The sequence below is a fragment of the Sphingomonas sp. genome, assembly GCF_048595155.1.
Taxonomy (GTDB): Bacteria; Pseudomonadota; Alphaproteobacteria; order Sphingomonadales; family Sphingomonadaceae; genus Sphingomonas_I.
Map to the genome: position 1 here is coordinate 24,964 of NZ_JBMDXN010000111.1, position 16,763 is coordinate 41,726.

Consider the following 16,763-nt stretch of genomic DNA (forward strand, 5'->3'; position numbering starts at 1 on the left):
TCCGAATTGGCAGGCCTCGAGCTGCCGATCGCGTCAAAATTTACCGACAAGCGTATAAAAAGAGGCAAAAAAACGGCCACCGGGCATTCGCCCTGGCGGCCGTCAGCTCTCTCGGCGGAATGCCGGCCGGAGAGTAGGGGTAGATCCCAGAGAGGCGGGATCTGGCACAATATCGTTCGATTTAGACATCGATGTCAAGTCAGATCGGACGGGGTTGCGTGTGGCGTCCTGTCGGCTAAGAAAAGACGGTGGCTGCCGCGGCAAATACCGATCTGATCGCTGCGCGGCTGTTCCGCCTGTCGATCGGCGTCTTCTTCGTTGGCGGGTTCCTTTCTTCGCTGATCAGCCTGTTCGTGCCGCGTATGACGCTGGTCTATGGGCTCGATTACGCCCGCGCGTTGCTGGTCCAGCTGGCCTTTCACCTGTCCTATCTGCTGTTCGCCCTCCCGATCGGCATGACGATCATCCGGATCGGTTATATGCGCTCAGCGGTGGTCGGGCTCACCATCATGACCCTGTCCTGCGGACTGTTCCTGTGGTCCCATGGTCTCCATAGTTACGCGCTACTGCTCTTCTCCCTCCTGTCCCTCTCCGCGGGCATCACTTTTCTGCAGATCGCCGCCAACACGGTCGTGGCCGTTGTCGGCGGCGCCGGCGGGGCGGCTTCGCGCCTCAATCTGCTGCAGGCGTTCAATTCGGTCGGCACCGTGGCTGCGCCGCTGGTCGGTGCGGCGTTCATCCTCAAGAGCCCGACGGCCGCCCGCCACGCCGCCTTGATGGATATCGCACCCCCGTTTCTATTCGCCATATGCGTGCTGGCGACGCTGGCGCTGGCATTCCTGCTCCATCGTAATCTGTTGGCGCCGGTCGGCTCTGCCCAACCCGCCGGTGTTCGAATGGATTGGACGACGCTCTTGGCCGATCGTCGCCTTGTTGCCGGGGCGTTGGCGATCTTCGCCTATACGGGGGCCGAGGTCGCGATCGGGGCGTTGTTGGTCAATTATCTGGTTCAGCCGCAGATATTCGGTATCGGCTCGGTTGCCGCCGCCCGGTTGGTAAGCCTCTATTGGGCAGGTGCGATGATCGGCCGTCTATGCGGTGCCTTCGCGATGCGGCGCCTTTCGCCTGCGATAATGCTGATGGGGGCGGCCGTTGGCGCGGCGCTGCTCACATTGCTGGCAGCGACGGTGCAGGGCATCGGCGCCGGCCTTGCCCTCTTGGCGGTCGGTCTGTGTAACTCGATCATGTACCCGACAATCTATGTACTGGCGTTGCCGGCCGATCCACGGCTTGCCACGCCAGGAGCGACGTTATTGTGCATGGCTGTGGTGGGCGGGGCGATCGTCCCATTGCTCACCGGGATGCTTGCCGACCAGCTGGGGCTTGCCGCATCGTTGGCGTTGCCGGCGGGATGTTATCTGGGAGTGGCCGCCTTTGCGCGGCGGTGCCGAGGAAGCGGGTTTTGACGGTAGTAACGATTAAGGATGTCGCAGCGCGGGCGGGAGTTTCCGCCAAGACCGTGTCGCGGGTCATCAATGGCGAAGCGCATGTCCGCGCCGACAAGCGCGAAGAGGTGCTGCGGATCGTGCGCGAGCTCGATTACCGGCCGAACGCCTTCGCACGCAGCCTTTCGAGTTCGCGATCCTATCTGCTGGGCTTCCTCACCGACGATCCCGGCTCCGGCTATGCCGCCGACGTGCAATTGGGGGCGCTGAAGCGCTGCCGCGAACGCAGCTATCATCTGCTCATCGAGCCGATCGATCGATCCGATCCGCATTGGGCGCGTGACCTGACCGAGAGCGTCAAAACATTGCGCCTGGACGGCGTGATGCTGACGCCGCCCTTATGCGACGATGCGAGAGTGCTCGACATTCTGGACGCCGCCCAGATCCCCTATGTCCGGATCTCCCCAAGCGGTGCCGAAGATCGTTCAGGCTATGTGCGCATGGACGAACAGGCCGCCGCGGCCGAAATGACGCGCCATCTGATCTCGCGCGGCCACAGCCGGATCGGGTTCATCAAGGGGGATCCGGCCCACAGCGCATCGCGTAAACGCTATGCCGGCTTCGTCGAGGCGATGGTGGCGGCAGACCTGCCGGTGGAAGCAAGCCTGGTCATGGAGGGGGACTTTTCGGTTCGCTCCGGTGTCGAACTGGGCGAGCAGATGCTGTCCTCGCCCGAGCCGCCGACCGCGATCTTCGCCAGTAACGACGACATGGCATTGGGCGTGTTGATGATCGCAATGAAACATCATCTCGACGTTCCCCAACAACTCGCGATCGGCGGGTTCGACGATGCGCCCACGTCGCGCCTGGCCTGGCCGCAGCTTACCACCATTCATCAGCCGAAGGCGGCGATGGCGGCAGCGGCCGTCGATATGCTGACCGATCCTTATTATCGTCAGGCCGAGCATAGCGTCGGTTTCCGCCGCTCGATGGACTATTCCCTCAAGATACGCGGCAGCACCGATCCCTCCTGCTGAACACGCTCGCATGAGGGCGACGGCGCTACGCGGCGCAGGACGCTTGGCGGGCGCGCTGCGGCGGCCTAAGCGATGCCATGGACTTTGACGATCAGCTGCGCCGCTATTTCGGCACGGACGACCTTTCGAGCGTGCCCCAATCTGCGTTGATCGCGGGGATCGATCGGATGCGTGTCGATCTCGGTATGGAGCAGGATAGCGGCCGGCGCTTTGCCATGTGGGCGTTGCTGTACATGCTGGGCGGCGCGCCGGATCTGGATGTCGCGTTCGAGGATGAGGCTGATCGGGAGGCCGCACGGACGTTCATGGAAATGACCGAGCAGGAGGATGAGGAAAGCTGACGGACACGCTTTCCCCGTCAGAGGCCCGGCGGATCGCGCTGGCGGCGCAGGGTTTCGGCCATGCGCGGCCTGAGGGCCCGATTCGTCCCGATCATCTGCGGCGCGTGCTCGATCGCGTTGCCCTGCATCAGATCGACAGCGTCAACGTGCTTGTTCGGGCACACTACCTCCCGCTCTTCTCGCGGCTCGGCGCCTATCCGCGCGACCTGCTCGATCAGGCCGCCTGGGGTGCGAAGAGCAAGCGCCGGCTGTTTGAATATTGGGCGCATGAAGCGTCCCTGCTGCCATGGGATCTGCAGCCGCTGCTGCGCTGGCGGATGGAGCGCGCGGCGCGGGGCACCGGCATATGGGCCAATCTGAAGCCCTTTGCCTCGGATCGCGCGCCGGAAGCAGCCGCCATGTTCTCCCGCATTGCGGCCGACGGACCGCTCGCAGCGTCCGACATAGCGGAGACACGCGGTCCCGGCGGATGGTGGGGCTGGAGCGAGACGAAACGAGTGCTGGAATATCTGTTCTGGTCAGGCCGCATCATGACGCAGACACGGCGCAGCAGTTTCGAGCGCGTCTATGATCTGTCGGAACGCGTATTGCCGGCGGCCGTGCGGGACACGCCGACCCCGCAAGAGGCAGAGGCGCATCGCGATCTGATCGAACGATCGGCGCGCGCGCTCGGTATCGCCACGGCAACCGATCTGCGCGACTATTTTCGGCTGAAGCCAGAGGACGCGCATCCCCGTATCGCCGAGCTGGTCGAAGCGGGGCGGCTGCAGCCGGTTCGCGTGCGTGGGTGGACCCAGCCCGCTTACCTGCACGCGGACGCGCGCAAACCCCGCCGTAGCGCCGGGCAGGCGCTGTTGGCGCCGTTCGATCCGCTCATTTGGGAGCGATCGCGCGCAGAGCGGCTGTTCGGCATTCGCTACCGCATCGAAATCTACGTGCCTGCGGAAAAGCGTATCCATGGCTATTATGTGCTGCCCTTCCTGCTGGATGGGCAGATCGCGGCCCGCGTCGATTTGAAGGCGGATCGGCAGACCGGCCGGTTGCTGGTTCAGAGCGCCCATGGCGAAGCGACCGCGCCGTCGGACATGCCGGAGCGCCTATCGTCCGAACTCGCCGTGACGGCGCAATGGCTAGGCCTGGAACGGGTCGAGAGCGCTTCTGGCGTGCCTATTGCCGATCTGCTTCGCCGGTCGCGAGCCGCCGCAGCCGACTGAGGTCGAGCCTGTCAAGTGATTACGCCAGTTGTTTAGGCGTGCCGCGGTCGTCGTCGCTTGGTCCGTCCATGCGATACCCTGCCAACTCCGGCGCCATCCGTGTCTGGTTGCGCTCGCGCAGTCTGGCGCTGGCATCGTCATAGAAGAAGGGCAGGAAGGCATAACGCTTGCCGCGCGTGACCGGCGTTGCCTCATGCAGGAGCGAACAAGAGAAGATGACGGCGCCGCCGGTGGGAGCGCGATAGGTGCTTGGGCCGAACTCCGGAAAGCGCAGCTCGCCTCCCTCATATTCGTCCGCATTCAAATTGATTGTGCAGGCGAAGCGGCGGTGCGCCGTGCCGGCGGTCGTATTATCGCGATGCGGCCGGAAGAAGCCGCCGCTCGCGCTGTCGTAACAGGCGACCATCCAGCGCTCGACCCGTGTTGCGCGGAACTGAAAGGCCTTTTCGATCTGGGGGAGCAATCGCCGGACCAATCGCTCGCGCAGCATCGCGCGAAAGCCTTCGTCGCGAATATGGTAATCGTCGCGGCGCTTGAAGGCGTCGTCGAACTTGGCGACTGTTTGGCCGTTCTCCTCGCGCATGAAGCCGGATCGGGATCCGCCATGTTGTTCATATTGCTGGATCAGCGTCCGGCACAGATCCGGCTCGAACAAGCGGGGTATGATCAACACCGGCGCGCTGGTCGGTTCGGTCGTCGACTCGATCATTTGGGCAAGCGTCGCGAATAGCGCCGGCCCATCAGCCAAGTCGGCACGCTGGACGATCCGCTGCATCGCGTCGAGCAGGAACCAGCATGGCGCCAACCGCGTGCCGCTGGGCGTCAACTCAGCCGCGCCATAGGCGCGCGATATCGCGCCATCATAATCCAGAAACCAGCGGATCCCGGGCAATTGCCGCGCAATCCGTCCGCTGCCCGCGTCGTCCGGATCGACGGTGACGCCGAAGAAGCGCGCCTGACGGTCGTCGAACGTGGCGCGATGGCGGCCGAGCAACGCCAGCGCGGCCGCGGTCTGCGCGGATCGACCGCTGCCAAGAAACAGCAGCACGGTCGGGCAGCCCGCTGCCGTGTCGAAATGAAATTTCGCATTTCCGCCAAGGGTAGCCCCCACGAACAGGGGTGCCGCCTCGCCCGCCTTGAGCGCCACCGGCGGGGTGACCATCATCGTGCTCAACGTCTAGCCAAGCCCATTGTCGGCCAAATCCTTCGCCGCCAAGTCCAGCGCGGCCGGTGCATCGACGCCGGTCAATGCATAGGCCATGTCGCCATTGCGCCAGTAGGCGACGGTCGTCCGGCCCTTCTGGATGGTGGCGGGCTGGTCAGGCGCGTGGGTGGGCGTGCGCACGGCGAAGAGCGACACGGTGGAGCCGTCCGGTATTCGTACCATGAGCTGCAGTGCTGGGCCCTCTTCCGACGGAAAGAGCTGCACGTCGGTCACGCGCCAGCCCGACGGGATGACGGGGACACGAATGCGGGTGAAGCGCTGCACATCGTGCGCATCGAAACGCGGCGTTTCGAGCTGCGAGGGCATGTCCGCGCGCAGCAGGCTGGTATGATAGGCCTGGATCGCGTCGCCGACATAGGTAGGCGGCCCGGCCCGCGCGATCGGCGCATTGGGGATCACGACCAGCGCTGCCACTGCGGCCGCCGCGGCAAACCCGCTCATCCACTTGCGGCGTCCCAGAAAGTGCGTGAGCGGCCGCGTTGGTGTGCGCATACCAACGTCGAGCTGCGCGGCTGCCGCGGCAAGATCGGCCCGGTCCGCCAAATGCGGCTGGCTCAGCCGCAGCGCCGTGCGCCGACTGAAATCGGCCATCATCCGTGCGGCGGCTTCCGGATTGCGGGAGAGATATTCCTCGACCGCAAGACAACGGCTCTGCTCCAGCTCGCCGTCCAGATAAGCGTCCAGCTCTAATGCGCTCACGGCTTCAGGATACATCCTTGCCTCCCACGATGTGCAGTCGGTTGTGCGTCACGCGGTCTGCTGCCTCGCGTAGTGTCGCCCGCGCACGGCTCAGGCGTGACATGATCGTGCCGACCGCGACATTGAGCGTGGCGGCGGCTTCCTGATAGGACAGCCCTTCGATGGCGACCAGATGAAGCGCGGATCGTTGCCCTTCGGGGAGGGCCGCAAAGCGATCCGCCGTCTCACGCAGAAGCGCCGCATGCTCGGCGCCGCTCTCGACAGCCTCTTCATTGCGGCGGGCGATCTCACTCAAGGCGCGCTGTTCCACACCGGCGCGGCGTCGGCCGCTGATGAATTGGTTGTGCAGGATGGCGAACAGCCAGGCGCGCAACGAACTGCCTGGTTTAAAGCTCGCCCGACTCTCGTAGGCGAGCAACAGCGCCTGCTGGACCAGATCGTCGGCCGCGACCGGGTCGAGCGCCAGCGAGCGTGCATAGCGCCGAAGCGCAGGCACATGCTCGGTCGCATCGCTCGAACCCCAATTGGTCATGCCCGATATACGAGCAGGCGCGACTTTTATTCCATCCCGGCGGCACCGTCGGCGAAGCTTGACCCGCGCAGGGCCACCCATGTGAACTTAATCATCCGGCATGGCGCCGTCCCAAGAGCCGTGGTGGTTTGCGATGCGATCTGTCCGCGCTATCGCCTGCGCAGTCGGGCGAAGAGGGGGCGGCTGTGAAGATCCTGATCGCGTTGATCCTTGCGCTTGCGCCGCCAGCGGTCGCCGCCGGCCCGGCCCTGTTGCTACGCCCCGATCGCGTGTTCGACGGCACCACCGTGCATGCGGGCTGGGCGGTTCTGATCGAGGGCGACCATATTGCGGCCGTTGGGCCCGCATTGGCGACCCCGGCAGGGGCGCGCGTGATCGATTTGCCGGGCGAGACGGTCATGCCCGGGATGATTGAAGGCCACAGCCACCTCTTCTTGCACCCCTATAATGAGACGAGCTGGGACGATCAGGCCCTGCACGAGCCGCTTGCGCTGCGAACGGCGCGGGCGGTGGTGCATGCACGCGCCACGCTGATGGCCGGCTTCACGAGCGAGCGCGATCTCGGCACGGAAGGCGCCGGCTACGCCGATGCCGGACTGAAGCAGGCGATCGAACAGGGGGTGGTGCCTGGACCGCGCCTCTTGATCGCCACACGCGCGATCGTGGCGCGCGGTGCCTATGGTCCCAAGGGTTTCGAACCCGGCCTGAGCATACCGCAGGGCGCGCAGGAAGTGAGCGGTGTTGAGGAGATGGTACGCGCGGCGCGCGATCAGATCGCAGCCGGGGCGGACGTCGTGAAGATGTATGCCGACTATCATTATCTGCCCAAGGAGCCGAGCCGCGCGACACTGACGCAGGCCGAACTGTCCGCGGGTGCCGCCGTGGCGCATGATGCCGGCCGGCAGGTTGCAGTCCACGCGGTTACGGCGGAGGGCATGGGGCGCGCCATCGCTGCCGGCGTCGACACGATCGAGCATGGCTATGGCGGCACGCCCGAAATCTTCCGGGCGATGCACGAGAAGAACATTGCCTTGTGTCCGACGCTCGCGGCATCCGACGCGGTCGCGCATTATCGCGGATGGACCGGGCAAGAGCCTGCACCGCCGGCGGTGGCGGAAAGCCGTCAAAGCTTTCGCCTGGCGCTTGCTGCGGCAGTACCGATCTGCGTCGGCGGCGATGTGGGCGTGTTCGCACATGGCGCGAACAGCCGCGAAATGATCCTGATGCAGCAAGCCGGCATGGCTGCGGTGCAGGTTCTGACCGCCGCGACGTCCGGCAATGCCCGCATCTTCCATCTCGCCGATGTCGGCACGATCAAGCCGGGCCTGCTGGCAGACATCATCGCCGTTGCAGGCGATCCCACCCGCGACGTCGCGGCAGTACAGGACGTACGGCTGGTGATTAAGGGTGGGGTCATCGTGCGCGAATGACAGGAGGCTGCGACATCGGGTAGGCACGGGTCATGCCGGATCATCCTCGGGATGGCCGCTCGACGGCGGAGATGGAAAGGGATCGAGTGTCGGAGCTGCGCCCGCGAGGTGACGAAGGGTTGAAGGACGCGGCGGAACGGACCGACATGCCCAGTGCAGCCCTGGTCCCGCCCCAGCCCCTGTGGATGCGGATAGGCCGGCGCCTGCAGCCGGCCGTCAATCGGGTAGTCGCCCGATCATCGCAGGTCGGCGATCAGCCGGTTCACGATCCGCGGCAATTTCCCTGGGTCCGCGCGCTGGAGGATCATTGGACCGAGATCCGGGCAGAGGCGGAAGCGGTGCTGCAGGAGATTGACGCGGTTCCCCCGCTGGCGGAGATTTCGCCCGATCACCGCGATATTGCGCCACCCCGCAAATGGCGATCCTTTTTCCTCTATGGCTACGGCTATCGGCAGGACGCCAATGTTCAGCGCTGCCCGCGGACCAACGCCCTGCTGCAACAGGTTCCGGACCTGAACTCGGCCTTCTTCTCGGTGCTGGCGCCGGGCACGCATATTCCGGCGCATGTTGGCGTGACCAAGGCGATCATGACCTGCCACCTCGGGCTGAACGTGCCGCGAGACAGCGCCAATTGCTGGATGCGGGTGGTCGATCAGAAGCTGCACTGGCAACCCGGCAAGGCGCTCGTCTTCGATGATACGTTCGAACATGAGGTGGCGAACGATACCGACGAGGTGCGCGTTGTCCTTCTGATCCAGTTTCGTCGGCCTACCGGTCGTGCCGGCCGGGTGATCGGCGGGCTCTTCCTGTGGGCCGTGAAGCGCTCTCGCTTCGTGCAGGATGCACGACGGCGTGTGCGCGATTGGAACAAGGGCGGATAGAAATACAGGTCTGCCCGTTGATAGCCCGAACCCGTCACGACGGCGGTATCAATGGGATGATAAGCGATGAATGACGATCAATTGAGCGGCGAGGGCCGGGACATCACCGGCAAGGTCAAGGAAACCGCTGGTAACGTGACGGGCAATTCTTCCCTGCAGGGGGAAGGCGTCGCCGGTCAGCTCTCCGGCAAGGCACAGAAGGCCTATGGCGCGGCAACGGAGGCGTTTTCCGGCGGGGTTGGCCCGATGGTGGAGCAGGCCAAGGGATTTGCCCGCAAGCGCCCGTTCGCGGCGGCGGCTTTGGCAGGCGTGGTTGGATTGGCCGTACTCAACACGTTGCGCGGCAAGCGCTGACCGCTTTATCGGCGGGCCGATGTCGGCCCGCCGGCTTGCGTGGCGGTGTGCCACCGTCGCGTAAGGCCTTGATCGAGGGCAATGCGGCTGCGTAACAAAGTCGCTAATCATCGCGCCATCGACAGCAGGAATAGAGATGCTGTCGTGCGGCGCTGCGTCTCGCGGGCCGCCTCACAAGGGGCGGGGCGATGCCAAATTATCGATTATACTTACTGGACGCGAGCGATCGGATTATCCGATCGGAAGTCGTATCGGTCGAGACGGACGCCGAAGCCGGCGATGAGGCAGCACGGCTCGGCCATGAGAATGCGATCGAAATTTGGGAAGGGGCGCGCAAGGTCGCGCTCATCCGCCCCGCGTCGGCGGCATAGGATCTGAAAAGCACATTTTAACGCCAGTTGGTCAAGCATGCCAATTGGATGGAACGACCCCCGGCAGATGTGTTTTTTGACGCCATGCCGCGTTTTTACATTCACCTCGAAAATGGCGAGGGCGTTCTTGAAGATGAGGTCGGCCGCGATTGCGCGGATGAGCAGGCTGCGCGCAAGGAAGCGGTCTGCGCCGGCGCAGACATTATTGCCGATGAGCTGAAAGGCGGATTTTCTTCAGTGACGGTGACGCTGGTCATCGAAGATCAGGATCATGTCCGCCTGATGCAGGTGCCGATGACGGCGTCGATAACCTAGAAAGGAAGGAAGCTAGGCGGCCGCTTCCACCGCAAACAGGGTCGCTCCCGCATATTTGGGATCGGCGCTGTTGAACAGGGGCTCGGGCTGAAATGAGCGGCTGATGATCTCCCGGATCGTCAGGCCGGCGAGCTTGAACGTGCCGAGTTTCGTCTCCTTCGGTGGGCGACCTTCCCGCTCCACCGTCACCGCATCGACGAACAGCTCACCATGTTTGGTGTACAGGATATAGGGCGCCAGCTTGATCGCCGTACGGTTATACGTCGCCTCAATGCACTTTTGGAGGGCGATCGCCTCCAGCACCATTTTGCTCGATTCCATGTCGTGATTTTGCCTGACCTAAGAGTGAATCGCAAGCGAATTTGTGCGCTGCAGCATGAGGTTAGATCAAAATGCGATAGGGAGCCGCAAGGTAGCACGCAGTCCGCGTTTGGAAACGTTCGCCAGCATCAGCGTGCCTCCATGCAACTCGGCCAGCTCCCTCGTGATCGATAATCCGAAACCATGACCGTCGCCCCGTTCGTCCAGCCGGCGACCGGGTTCGACCGCGGCGGCAAGCAAGTCCTGGGCAATGCCGGGACCGTCATCCTCGACGTGCATCGCGACCATCCGTCCTTCAGAGACGGCGGTGACCCGCACTGCAGAGGCGGCCCATTTCCATGCATTGTCGAGCAAATTGCCGACCATCTCGTCCAGATCCTGGGGATCGCAGAGCACCGCCAGACGATCTGGTATCGCAAGATGCGCCTTGATCGACCGATCGGCATGGATCCGGCCCAGCGCAGTGACCAGTCCGTCCAATTGTGGCGCCAATGCCGTCGCCGCGCTGCCGGTACTGCCGGTGCTGGCGGCACGCGCGCGGCCCAGATGATGGCGGATCTGCGCATCGATCCGGTCCACATGGCGCGCGAGCTTCCGGGCAGACGGATCGTCCAGATCGAGCCGCAATGCCGCCAGCGGCGTCTTCAAACCGTGGGCAAGATTGGCGACATGGCCCCGCGCCTGCTCCAGCGCCGTGCGATTGTTGCGGATCAGTTCGTTCAATTCCTCAATCAGCGGCAGTAGCTCACTCGGCTCGCTGGCCTCCACCTGTGTGCGTCGGCCGGCGCGGACATCGGCCAGCATGGTGCGGAGGCGGCCGATCGGGCGCAGCCCGACGCGTAGCTGAACCAGGATTGCTGCCGACAGAGCCACGCCGAGCGCGAGCAGCGACAGTATCAAAGGCGCCATAGCTTCACGCAGCGGCCGTTCGGCGACAGCCCGCGGCCCCGCCGCCAGTATCTCCACCGGCCCCTGCTTTGTCGTAATCGTCAAGGCGCGCCCGTGGATCGTCAGCCCGGATGGATCGCTGCCGTCGAACGGATGCGGCGCGGCCGGGTTCGGGCCGGGAGGCGGCGCCAGCGGCAGGGTGGGCGGGGCAGGGCGCACGATATCGGCCGCGCCTAGCGATCGCGATCGTATTGTTCCGCCAGGCGCACGCACCTGCCAAGACCAGCCGCTGCCCGGTTGATCGAACGGCGGCAGATCCACCGCGCGGCCAAGGGCGATCCTGCCGTCTGGGCGAACAGCACGTGCAAGCACGGCAATCTGCGCATCCAAGCGGTCGTCCAGGCCGCGCATTACGAAATGTTCCAGCACGTGTCCGATCGTGAAGGCTGCGAAGAGCAAAGCGGCCACGATTGCGATGATGGCCGTGCCGAGCAGGCGCCCGAACAGAGAACGCGGCATCATTCGCACGCGGATTCTCCTGTGAGACGATAGCCGCGCCCACGCACCGTTTCGATCATGTCGGGCCCAATCTTGCGGCGCAGCCTGCCGATGATGACTTCCAGCGAATTGGAATCGACGTCGGCATCCTGTTCGTACACGCGTTCCAACAGATCCATGCGATCGACCACGATCTCCTTGCGCAAGATCAGGCAGGACAGAACGCGCCATTCGAACGCGGTCAGCTTCAGTGGGAGCCCATCCTGCTCGAACTGGCCAGTCTGGGCGTCGAAGCTGACCGGCCCGCACTGGATGACACTGGCGGCGTGGCCGGCCGCACGCCGCACGAGCGCGCGCAGACGCATCACCAGTTCCTCCACCCGAAACGGCTTGACCAGATAGTCGTCGGCGCCCGCCTTGAAACCCTGCACCTTGTCGGACCAGGCATCGCGGGCGGTAAGGATCAAAACCGGTAAAGATCGACCCGCCGCACGCCATTCGGCCAGGATGGATATGCCGTCCCGCTTAGGCAGGCCCAGGTCGAGCACAGCGGCGTCATAGGCCTCGGTTGCTCCCAGGTGACCGCCGTCTTCCCCATTATCGGCGACATCCACCGCGAAATGTTCGGCGCGCAATGCGCGGGCGATGCCGTGTGCAAGATCGGCATCATCTTCGACCAGCAAGACGCGCATAGATGGAACTCCTGCCGATGAGCGATGGCGCGTAACTTTGATGACTAAACCCAATCTGAACGGCACGGTTCAGTCGGCGATAGCGGGCGCGGCGTAGACATGGACATCCAACGAAGGAGTGATGTTCATGACTGAAGCGAATCAGGAACGCCGCCAAGGGCGGTTCGCAAGCTTCCGGCGTCTGCCGGTGATCGCCGGTACGGCCGCGGTGCTCGCGGTGGGCAGCGTCGCAGGGGCCGTAGTGGCCCGCGAAATGGGGCCATCGGTCGAGATGGCACCGCTGACCCCGGTGGCGATCCGAAGCCTGCCGAACAGCAGCGGCATCGTCACCGTGCGTGGACGTGTCGCCGAGATTTTTGGCAACAAACTGGTCGTCGACGACGGCAGCGCACGCGCATTGGTCGATACCGGGCCTCAGGGCGATGACCGTTCGCTTGCCAGCGTCGGCGCACCCATAACAGCACAGGGCCAATTTGACCGTGGCGTGCTGCATGCGTCTTTCCTGGTCGATGCGGCCGGCAAGGTCACCGCGCTTGGCCCGATCGGCGGCCCTCCGGGGCCGGGCGGGCCGCTCGGGCCGGCACCACGCCCGGGTGAATCGGCCCCGCCGCCGCCCCCAGGCATGGCTCCGCCGCCGCCGCCCCCGGGCGTGGCTCCGCCGCCGCCGCCTGCGGGCGCGCCTGCGGCACTTGCCAGCACTCCTGCCGCTCCGCCGCCGCCTCCTGCGGCGACGGCCGCCGTCGCGGCGCCGGCCAAATGAACCTCGTCCGGCGGGACCAAGCGTCCCGCCGGCTTCTCGTCAGGTAACGGGAGTAGGCAGACGCCCTCCCCCAAAAAAAGCATCAAGATTGGCGCGCAGCATCGTCATCATGGTGGCGATGGCGGCATCGGTCGCGCCAGCGGTGTGCGGTGTCAGGATCGTGTTCGGTACGTTCTGCCATCGCGCCGGCGGCGTAGGCTCCTGCATGAACACATCCAGCGCCGCACCTCCCAGTCGCCCATCCTGCAGCCGCGCGATCAAGGCGTCTTCATCGATCAGCTGACCCCGCGCGATGTTCACGAGCAAGCCATCCCGACCGAGCTGATCGATGATCTCTGCCGAAATCATCTTCTCGTTGCCCGCATGCGCCCGCGCCGCGATCACGAGGATATCGCTGTCCCGCGCCAACGTGGCCAGGCTGTCCGCACGCGGCCACGGCAGATCTGGCTTCTCCGTCGGCCCCCACCAGCAGGTGTGAAGACGCAAGGCATCGGCGCGGCGCGCAATCGCCTGACCGATGCTCCCCATCCCGACGATGCCGAGCGACGTGTCGGCAAGCGAACGGGTCAGCGCTTTGCTGCCGTTGCTCCAGCCACCGCTGCGCACCTTGGCATCGCCGACGACGATCTCGCGCCGGTGCGCAAGAATGAGGCCGATCGCGTGATCCGCCGCATCCTCACTATTGGCGTCCATCGCATGGGTCACGGCAATGCCGCGTGCCCGCATCGCCGGCACGTCGATCCCGTCATAGCCGACACTGAAGCACGCGATCAGCCCCAGCTGCGGCATCGCATCGATCAAGGCAGGCTCGATCCGGAATTCGCCTGCAACGACCAGCACGCGCGCCTCGGCCAGCCGCTGCTTATTCTCCTCAACCCATAGCGGCAGCGCCTCGTAATGTTCGCTCAAAGGATCAAGTACGAACCCCAGCAGGGGGTGGGCGATGAAAATAAGCGGACGGGAATTGTACATGCCACATTTTAGGCGTGGCGAGGGCCAGGTTCCAAGCGCAGCCTTGTCCAATCCCGCGCGAGCAGCGAGAGCGAGGCGATGGCGCGGTTGCACGATCCCTGGTTCCTTGCGGCGGCCGGTCTTGCTGTCCTCCTGCTGGGGCTGAGCAAGGGGGGCTTCGTCGGCATAGGGGCGCTCGGTACGCCCTTGCTGGCACTGGTGATCTCGCCGGTCGAGGCGGCCGCCATCATGCTACCGATCCTCATTGCCCAGGATGTGGTTGGCGTTTGGGCATTTCGGCGAACTTGGGACCGATCGATCCTCGTCATCATGCTGCCGGGGGCGGCGCTGGGCGTGGCGCTTGCCTATCTGTTCGCCTCGCGCGTTCCCGAAGCCGCGATGCAGATCGCGCTCGGCGGGATCTCCATTCTCTTCGCGATCCGAAGCTTGTGGATGCAGCGTGGCGGCAGGGTCCCGGCGCCGGCAAATCCTCCAAGATGGTTCGGCTTTGCTATGGGGCTTGCGTCCGGTATCACCAGCCAGATCGCGCATGCCGGCCAGCCGCCCTTTCAAATCTACGTGCTGCCGCGCCGGTTGCCGCGCGACCTTCTGGTCGGCACTACCGCCATCTTCTTCGCCGCACTGAATTGGATCAAGGTGCCGGCCTATCTCGCGCTCGGGCAATTCACCCGCGCCCATCTGTTGGCCAGCCTGATCCTGATGCCGATCGCCATCCCCTCTACCCTGGCGGGCGTCTGGCTAGTGCGACGGGTAAACGCGGAACGTTTCTACGCGCTGATCTACTGGCTGATGCTGCTGATCGGCGTGAAGCTGGTCTATGACGGGATCTGATCCAGGGTAAATTGCGCTTCGGCCGTGTCCCGGATCGCGCGCGCGCCATGGTTCGAGGACAGGCTATGTCCCAAATGATCGGCCAGCCGTAGCGACAGGGCAACGATCGTTAGTGTCGGGTTGGCTTGGCCGGACGTCGGGAAAGTCGCGGCCCCTGCGACGTAAAGATTGCTGGTTCCATGCACCAGGCCGTTGCGATCGACGACGCCTTGGCGCGGATCGTCGGACATCCGCGCCGTGCCGATATGATGACCCCCGACGGGAACCGTCTGCGCGCGCACGTCTTCATCAAGCTGCTGATCATCGAATTCGATTGTCCCGCAGCCGCTTTCTTCCAGGGCGCGGCGGATTTCCCGGATGGTGTAGGCGAGCGTCCGGTAATCGATGTCCTGGGCGCGCCAATCGATCTTGAGCCGCGGCACTCCGTTTTGATCAACCGTATCGCCCAGCATCACGCGGCTGTCGCGGTTGGGCGCCTGTTCCCCATAAATGTTGAGCGCATAGGAGCCGTTGGCATTACGCAGCGCGATATACGGCACCTTGCGTGGCGCGATGTAGCGCTGCGCGATCCAGGATGCTCCGAACTTCGTCAGCCCGGGCAATCCCAGCGCGACATTGCGGACGTGCTGGCCGAAAAAGCCTTGCCGCTCCGTTACCGCCCGGATGACCGGGTTCGTATCCACCAGGCTATATTTGCCCGCGTCGCCGCGCCCGTTCGCGATCGAGAAATGGCGGGCATATTCCGGAATGATGAATTTGCGCGCCAGGAAAAGGGCCGACAGAACCGGGTCGCGGTGGTCGGGATCGAGAATGCTGGGATGGTGGATGCGTGCTGCCGCATTCAAGATGCCCAACTGCGCCTGACGCTGCGAACTAAGGGTGAAGCGGCGCTTCACATAGATACCGTCGCTGGATTTCTCGAAGCCATAGACGACGCCGCGATCATGCGGCACGAGCCGCAACCCCGCGAAATTGATTTCGACATGGCACATGTAATTGCGCCCAAGCCATCCTGAGCCCAGGCCCAGCTTTGAGAATTCCAGCAGCCGCACGGTTTCCAAGCCGCCGACGGCGGCGACGAAGGAGCGCGCGCTGACCGTGAAGCGGCGTCCGTCTTTTCCCACGCACTCCGCGGCCTGGACCACGGCATGATTGTCTCCGGCATCGAAGCGTATGCAGCTCGCGCCGGTCACCACAGTCACGTTGCGTGATCGGATCAGTGCCTCGCGATAGCGCGGCCAGAAACGCGTCGGTGGGCTATAGCGTTCGATATTACTGGTCTGCACATAGGCATCGCGAAAGCCTTCGATCAGCGGCTTGTCATCAAGCGCGGTGGCCGCATGATAGTCGTAGTCGCCCACCTCCACCGCATCTTGCGCGCGCGAGTAATAAGGGCTGACTTCGGATCGTGGAAAGGGCCAGCCGCTGAAGGGAACGTGATCGCGTTCCACGAAATCCAGTTCGTCCAGGGGGGTGCATCGGCCGCCCCAAATTCCGCTCGATCCGCCCAGCCGTCTCTGTCGGTACATCTGCGAAGGCGGATGCACCGGATTGACGACCTCGCCGCCGTACGCGTCCTGGGTCGATGGCTCGACCTGCGGGCCGCCTGCCTCGATCATGATGATCTGCAACCCCGATCGTTCCAGTTCTAATGCCAATGTAAGACCAGCGGGACCCGTCCCGACGATACATACGTCGCCGCGCAACTGCGCTCCCTCGGCAATCGATTGAGACGGCCTCAGCATCCACACCACCAGCCTTCATGTTGCACCTGCACAATGGCGCGTTCGACGGACTGGGCAAGGCTAGCGGAGCGACGAACTGTTGGATTAGCGACGAATGACGAATTTTGTGGGAATCTTGCGACCAATTGATGGCCAATTGGCGGTTCGGTGCCTGAGCGGTTGCATGCCCTTTGGGGAAAATGCCGGAATCTGGGATAGACGTGCACCACAAC

The 16,763-nt window shown here is 64.3% G+C and carries 19 protein-coding genes; 11 read left to right on the forward strand and 8 right to left on the reverse strand.

Annotation, left to right across the window (positions count from 1 at the left end; genetic code table 11):
* Window positions 1–248: 248 nt before the first annotated feature.
* The 4 genes from ACOJSI_RS17995 to ACOJSI_RS18010 all read left to right on the forward strand — a co-directional run bounded on the left by ACOJSI_RS17995 (window position 249) and on the right by ACOJSI_RS18010 (window position 4,037).
* Complete coding sequence (locus tag ACOJSI_RS17995; RefSeq protein WP_420139689.1) at window positions 249–1,466, forward strand: MFS transporter; 1,218 nt, start codon at window positions 249–251, stop codon at window positions 1,464–1,466.
* Complete coding sequence (locus ACOJSI_RS18000; RefSeq protein WP_420139690.1) at window positions 1,463–2,482, forward strand: LacI family DNA-binding transcriptional regulator; 1,020 nt, start codon at window positions 1,463–1,465, stop codon at window positions 2,480–2,482. Before ACOJSI_RS17995 ends, ACOJSI_RS18000 begins: the two co-directional genes overlap by 4 nt.
* 77 nt (window positions 2,483–2,559) lie before the next feature.
* A complete protein-coding gene (locus ACOJSI_RS18005; RefSeq protein ID WP_420139691.1) occupies window positions 2,560–2,823 on the forward strand; it encodes a hypothetical protein in 264 nt (87 codons plus the stop codon).
* Window positions 2,824–2,927: 104 nt separating this feature from the next.
* Entirely contained in the window at window positions 2,928–4,037 is a 1,110-nt protein-coding gene (locus tag ACOJSI_RS18010; RefSeq protein WP_420139692.1) for a winged helix-turn-helix domain-containing protein, read from the forward strand.
* Between the two features lie 19 nt (window positions 4,038–4,056).
* Here the strand turns inward: ACOJSI_RS18010 and ACOJSI_RS18015 are convergent, their stop codons facing one another.
* The 3 genes from ACOJSI_RS18015 to ACOJSI_RS18025 are packed head-to-tail and all read right to left on the reverse strand — an operon-like array spanning window position 4,057 to window position 6,493.
* The gene (locus ACOJSI_RS18015; protein WP_420139785.1) at window positions 4,057–5,202 is read right to left on the reverse strand and encodes a 2OG-Fe(II) oxygenase; all 1,146 of its coding nucleotides are present in this window, start codon (window positions 5,200–5,202) and stop codon (window positions 4,057–4,059) included.
* A 12-nt stretch (window positions 5,203–5,214) separates the two neighbouring features.
* On the reverse strand, window positions 5,215–5,961 hold the full coding sequence (locus tag ACOJSI_RS18020) for an anti-sigma factor family protein (protein WP_420139693.1): 747 nt from the start codon (window positions 5,959–5,961) through the stop codon (window positions 5,215–5,217).
* Between the two features lie 4 nt (window positions 5,962–5,965).
* Complete coding sequence (locus tag ACOJSI_RS18025; protein ID WP_420139694.1) at window positions 5,966–6,493, reverse strand: sigma-70 family RNA polymerase sigma factor; 528 nt, start codon at window positions 6,491–6,493, stop codon at window positions 5,966–5,968.
* A gap of 191 nt (window positions 6,494–6,684) precedes the next feature.
* On the opposite strand from ACOJSI_RS18025, the gene ACOJSI_RS18030 reads away from it, so the two are divergent.
* From ACOJSI_RS18030 to ACOJSI_RS18050, 5 genes are all read left to right on the forward strand, one after another.
* The gene (locus ACOJSI_RS18030; protein ID WP_420139786.1) at window positions 6,685–7,923 is read left to right on the forward strand and encodes an amidohydrolase family protein; all 1,239 of its coding nucleotides are present in this window, start codon (window positions 6,685–6,687) and stop codon (window positions 7,921–7,923) included.
* 32 nt (window positions 7,924–7,955) lie between these two features.
* The gene (locus ACOJSI_RS18035; protein WP_420139695.1) at window positions 7,956–8,804 is read left to right on the forward strand and encodes an aspartyl/asparaginyl beta-hydroxylase domain-containing protein; all 849 of its coding nucleotides are present in this window, start codon (window positions 7,956–7,958) and stop codon (window positions 8,802–8,804) included.
* A gap of 66 nt (window positions 8,805–8,870) precedes the next feature.
* A complete protein-coding gene (locus ACOJSI_RS18040; protein WP_420139696.1) occupies window positions 8,871–9,158 on the forward strand; it encodes a CsbD family protein in 288 nt (95 codons plus the stop codon).
* Window positions 9,159–9,346: 188 nt separating this feature from the next.
* Window positions 9,347–9,529 (forward strand): hypothetical protein, encoded by a 183-nt coding sequence (locus tag ACOJSI_RS18045; RefSeq protein ID WP_420139697.1) that lies wholly within the window; start codon window positions 9,347–9,349, stop codon window positions 9,527–9,529.
* A gap of 48 nt (window positions 9,530–9,577) precedes the next feature.
* A complete protein-coding gene (locus ACOJSI_RS18050; RefSeq protein ID WP_420139698.1) occupies window positions 9,578–9,844 on the forward strand; it encodes a DUF6894 family protein in 267 nt (88 codons plus the stop codon).
* A gap of 12 nt (window positions 9,845–9,856) precedes the next feature.
* Here the strand turns inward: ACOJSI_RS18050 and ACOJSI_RS18055 are convergent, their stop codons facing one another.
* The 3 genes from ACOJSI_RS18055 to ACOJSI_RS18065 all read right to left on the reverse strand — a co-directional run bounded on the left by ACOJSI_RS18055 (window position 9,857) and on the right by ACOJSI_RS18065 (window position 12,243).
* Window positions 9,857–10,165 (reverse strand): hypothetical protein, encoded by a 309-nt coding sequence (locus ACOJSI_RS18055; RefSeq protein ID WP_420139699.1) that lies wholly within the window; start codon window positions 10,163–10,165, stop codon window positions 9,857–9,859.
* Window positions 10,166–10,231: 66 nt separating this feature from the next.
* Entirely contained in the window at window positions 10,232–11,575 is a 1,344-nt protein-coding gene (locus ACOJSI_RS18060; protein WP_420139700.1) for a sensor histidine kinase, read from the reverse strand.
* Window positions 11,572–12,243 carry a response regulator gene (locus ACOJSI_RS18065; RefSeq protein ID WP_420139701.1) on the reverse strand — a complete coding sequence of 224 codons (672 nt, stop codon included), beginning with the start codon at window positions 12,241–12,243 and terminating at the stop codon, window positions 11,572–11,574. Before ACOJSI_RS18065 ends, ACOJSI_RS18060 begins: the two co-directional genes overlap by 4 nt.
* A 127-nt stretch (window positions 12,244–12,370) precedes the next feature.
* Here ACOJSI_RS18065 and ACOJSI_RS18070 point away from each other — a divergent pair, with 127 nt between their 5' ends.
* A complete protein-coding gene (locus ACOJSI_RS18070) occupies window positions 12,371–13,003 on the forward strand; it encodes a hypothetical protein (protein WP_420139702.1) in 633 nt (210 codons plus the stop codon).
* 39 nt (window positions 13,004–13,042) lie between these two features.
* Here ACOJSI_RS18070 and ACOJSI_RS18075 read toward each other — a convergent pair whose 3' ends face one another.
* A complete protein-coding gene (locus ACOJSI_RS18075; protein ID WP_420139703.1) occupies window positions 13,043–13,975 on the reverse strand; it encodes a 2-hydroxyacid dehydrogenase in 933 nt (310 codons plus the stop codon).
* Window positions 13,976–14,053: 78 nt separating this feature from the next.
* On the opposite strand from ACOJSI_RS18075, the gene ACOJSI_RS18080 reads away from it, so the two are divergent.
* A complete protein-coding gene (locus ACOJSI_RS18080) occupies window positions 14,054–14,806 on the forward strand; it encodes a sulfite exporter TauE/SafE family protein (RefSeq protein WP_420139704.1) in 753 nt (250 codons plus the stop codon).
* On the opposite strand, the gene ACOJSI_RS18085 is transcribed toward ACOJSI_RS18080, so the two are convergent.
* Entirely contained in the window at window positions 14,791–16,512 is a 1,722-nt protein-coding gene (locus ACOJSI_RS18085; protein ID WP_420139705.1) for an FAD-dependent oxidoreductase, read from the reverse strand. The genes ACOJSI_RS18080 and ACOJSI_RS18085 overlap by 16 nt on opposite strands.
* Window positions 16,513–16,763 lie beyond the last annotated feature (251 nt).

Bases quoted from the DNA above. Each gene is read 5' to 3' on its own strand.
- ACOJSI_RS18005 (WP_420139691.1), top strand. From the start codon at position 2,560: ATGGACTTTGACGATCAGCTGCGCCGCTATTTCGGCACGGACGACCTT.
- ACOJSI_RS18015 (WP_420139785.1), bottom strand. From the start codon at position 5,202: ATGATGGTCACCCCGCCGGTGGCGCTCAAGGCGGGCGAGGCGGCACCC.
- ACOJSI_RS18025 (WP_420139694.1), bottom strand. From the start codon at position 6,493: ATGACCAATTGGGGTTCGAGCGATGCGACCGAGCATGTGCCTGCGCTT.
- ACOJSI_RS18035 (WP_420139695.1), top strand. From the start codon at position 7,956: ATGCCGGATCATCCTCGGGATGGCCGCTCGACGGCGGAGATGGAAAGG.
- ACOJSI_RS18040 (WP_420139696.1), top strand. From the start codon at position 8,871: ATGAATGACGATCAATTGAGCGGCGAGGGCCGGGACATCACCGGCAAG.
- ACOJSI_RS18045 (WP_420139697.1), top strand. From the start codon at position 9,347: ATGCCAAATTATCGATTATACTTACTGGACGCGAGCGATCGGATTATC.
- ACOJSI_RS18050 (WP_420139698.1), top strand. From the start codon at position 9,578: ATGGAACGACCCCCGGCAGATGTGTTTTTTGACGCCATGCCGCGTTTT.
- ACOJSI_RS18055 (WP_420139699.1), bottom strand. From the start codon at position 10,165: ATGGAATCGAGCAAAATGGTGCTGGAGGCGATCGCCCTCCAAAAGTGC.
- ACOJSI_RS18060 (WP_420139700.1), bottom strand. From the start codon at position 11,575: ATGATGCCGCGTTCTCTGTTCGGGCGCCTGCTCGGCACGGCCATCATC.
- ACOJSI_RS18065 (WP_420139701.1), bottom strand. From the start codon at position 12,243: ATGCGCGTCTTGCTGGTCGAAGATGATGCCGATCTTGCACACGGCATC.
- ACOJSI_RS18070 (WP_420139702.1), top strand. From the start codon at position 12,371: ATGACTGAAGCGAATCAGGAACGCCGCCAAGGGCGGTTCGCAAGCTTC.
- ACOJSI_RS18075 (WP_420139703.1), bottom strand. From the start codon at position 13,975: ATGTACAATTCCCGTCCGCTTATTTTCATCGCCCACCCCCTGCTGGGG.
- ACOJSI_RS18080 (WP_420139704.1), top strand. From the start codon at position 14,054: ATGGCGCGGTTGCACGATCCCTGGTTCCTTGCGGCGGCCGGTCTTGCT.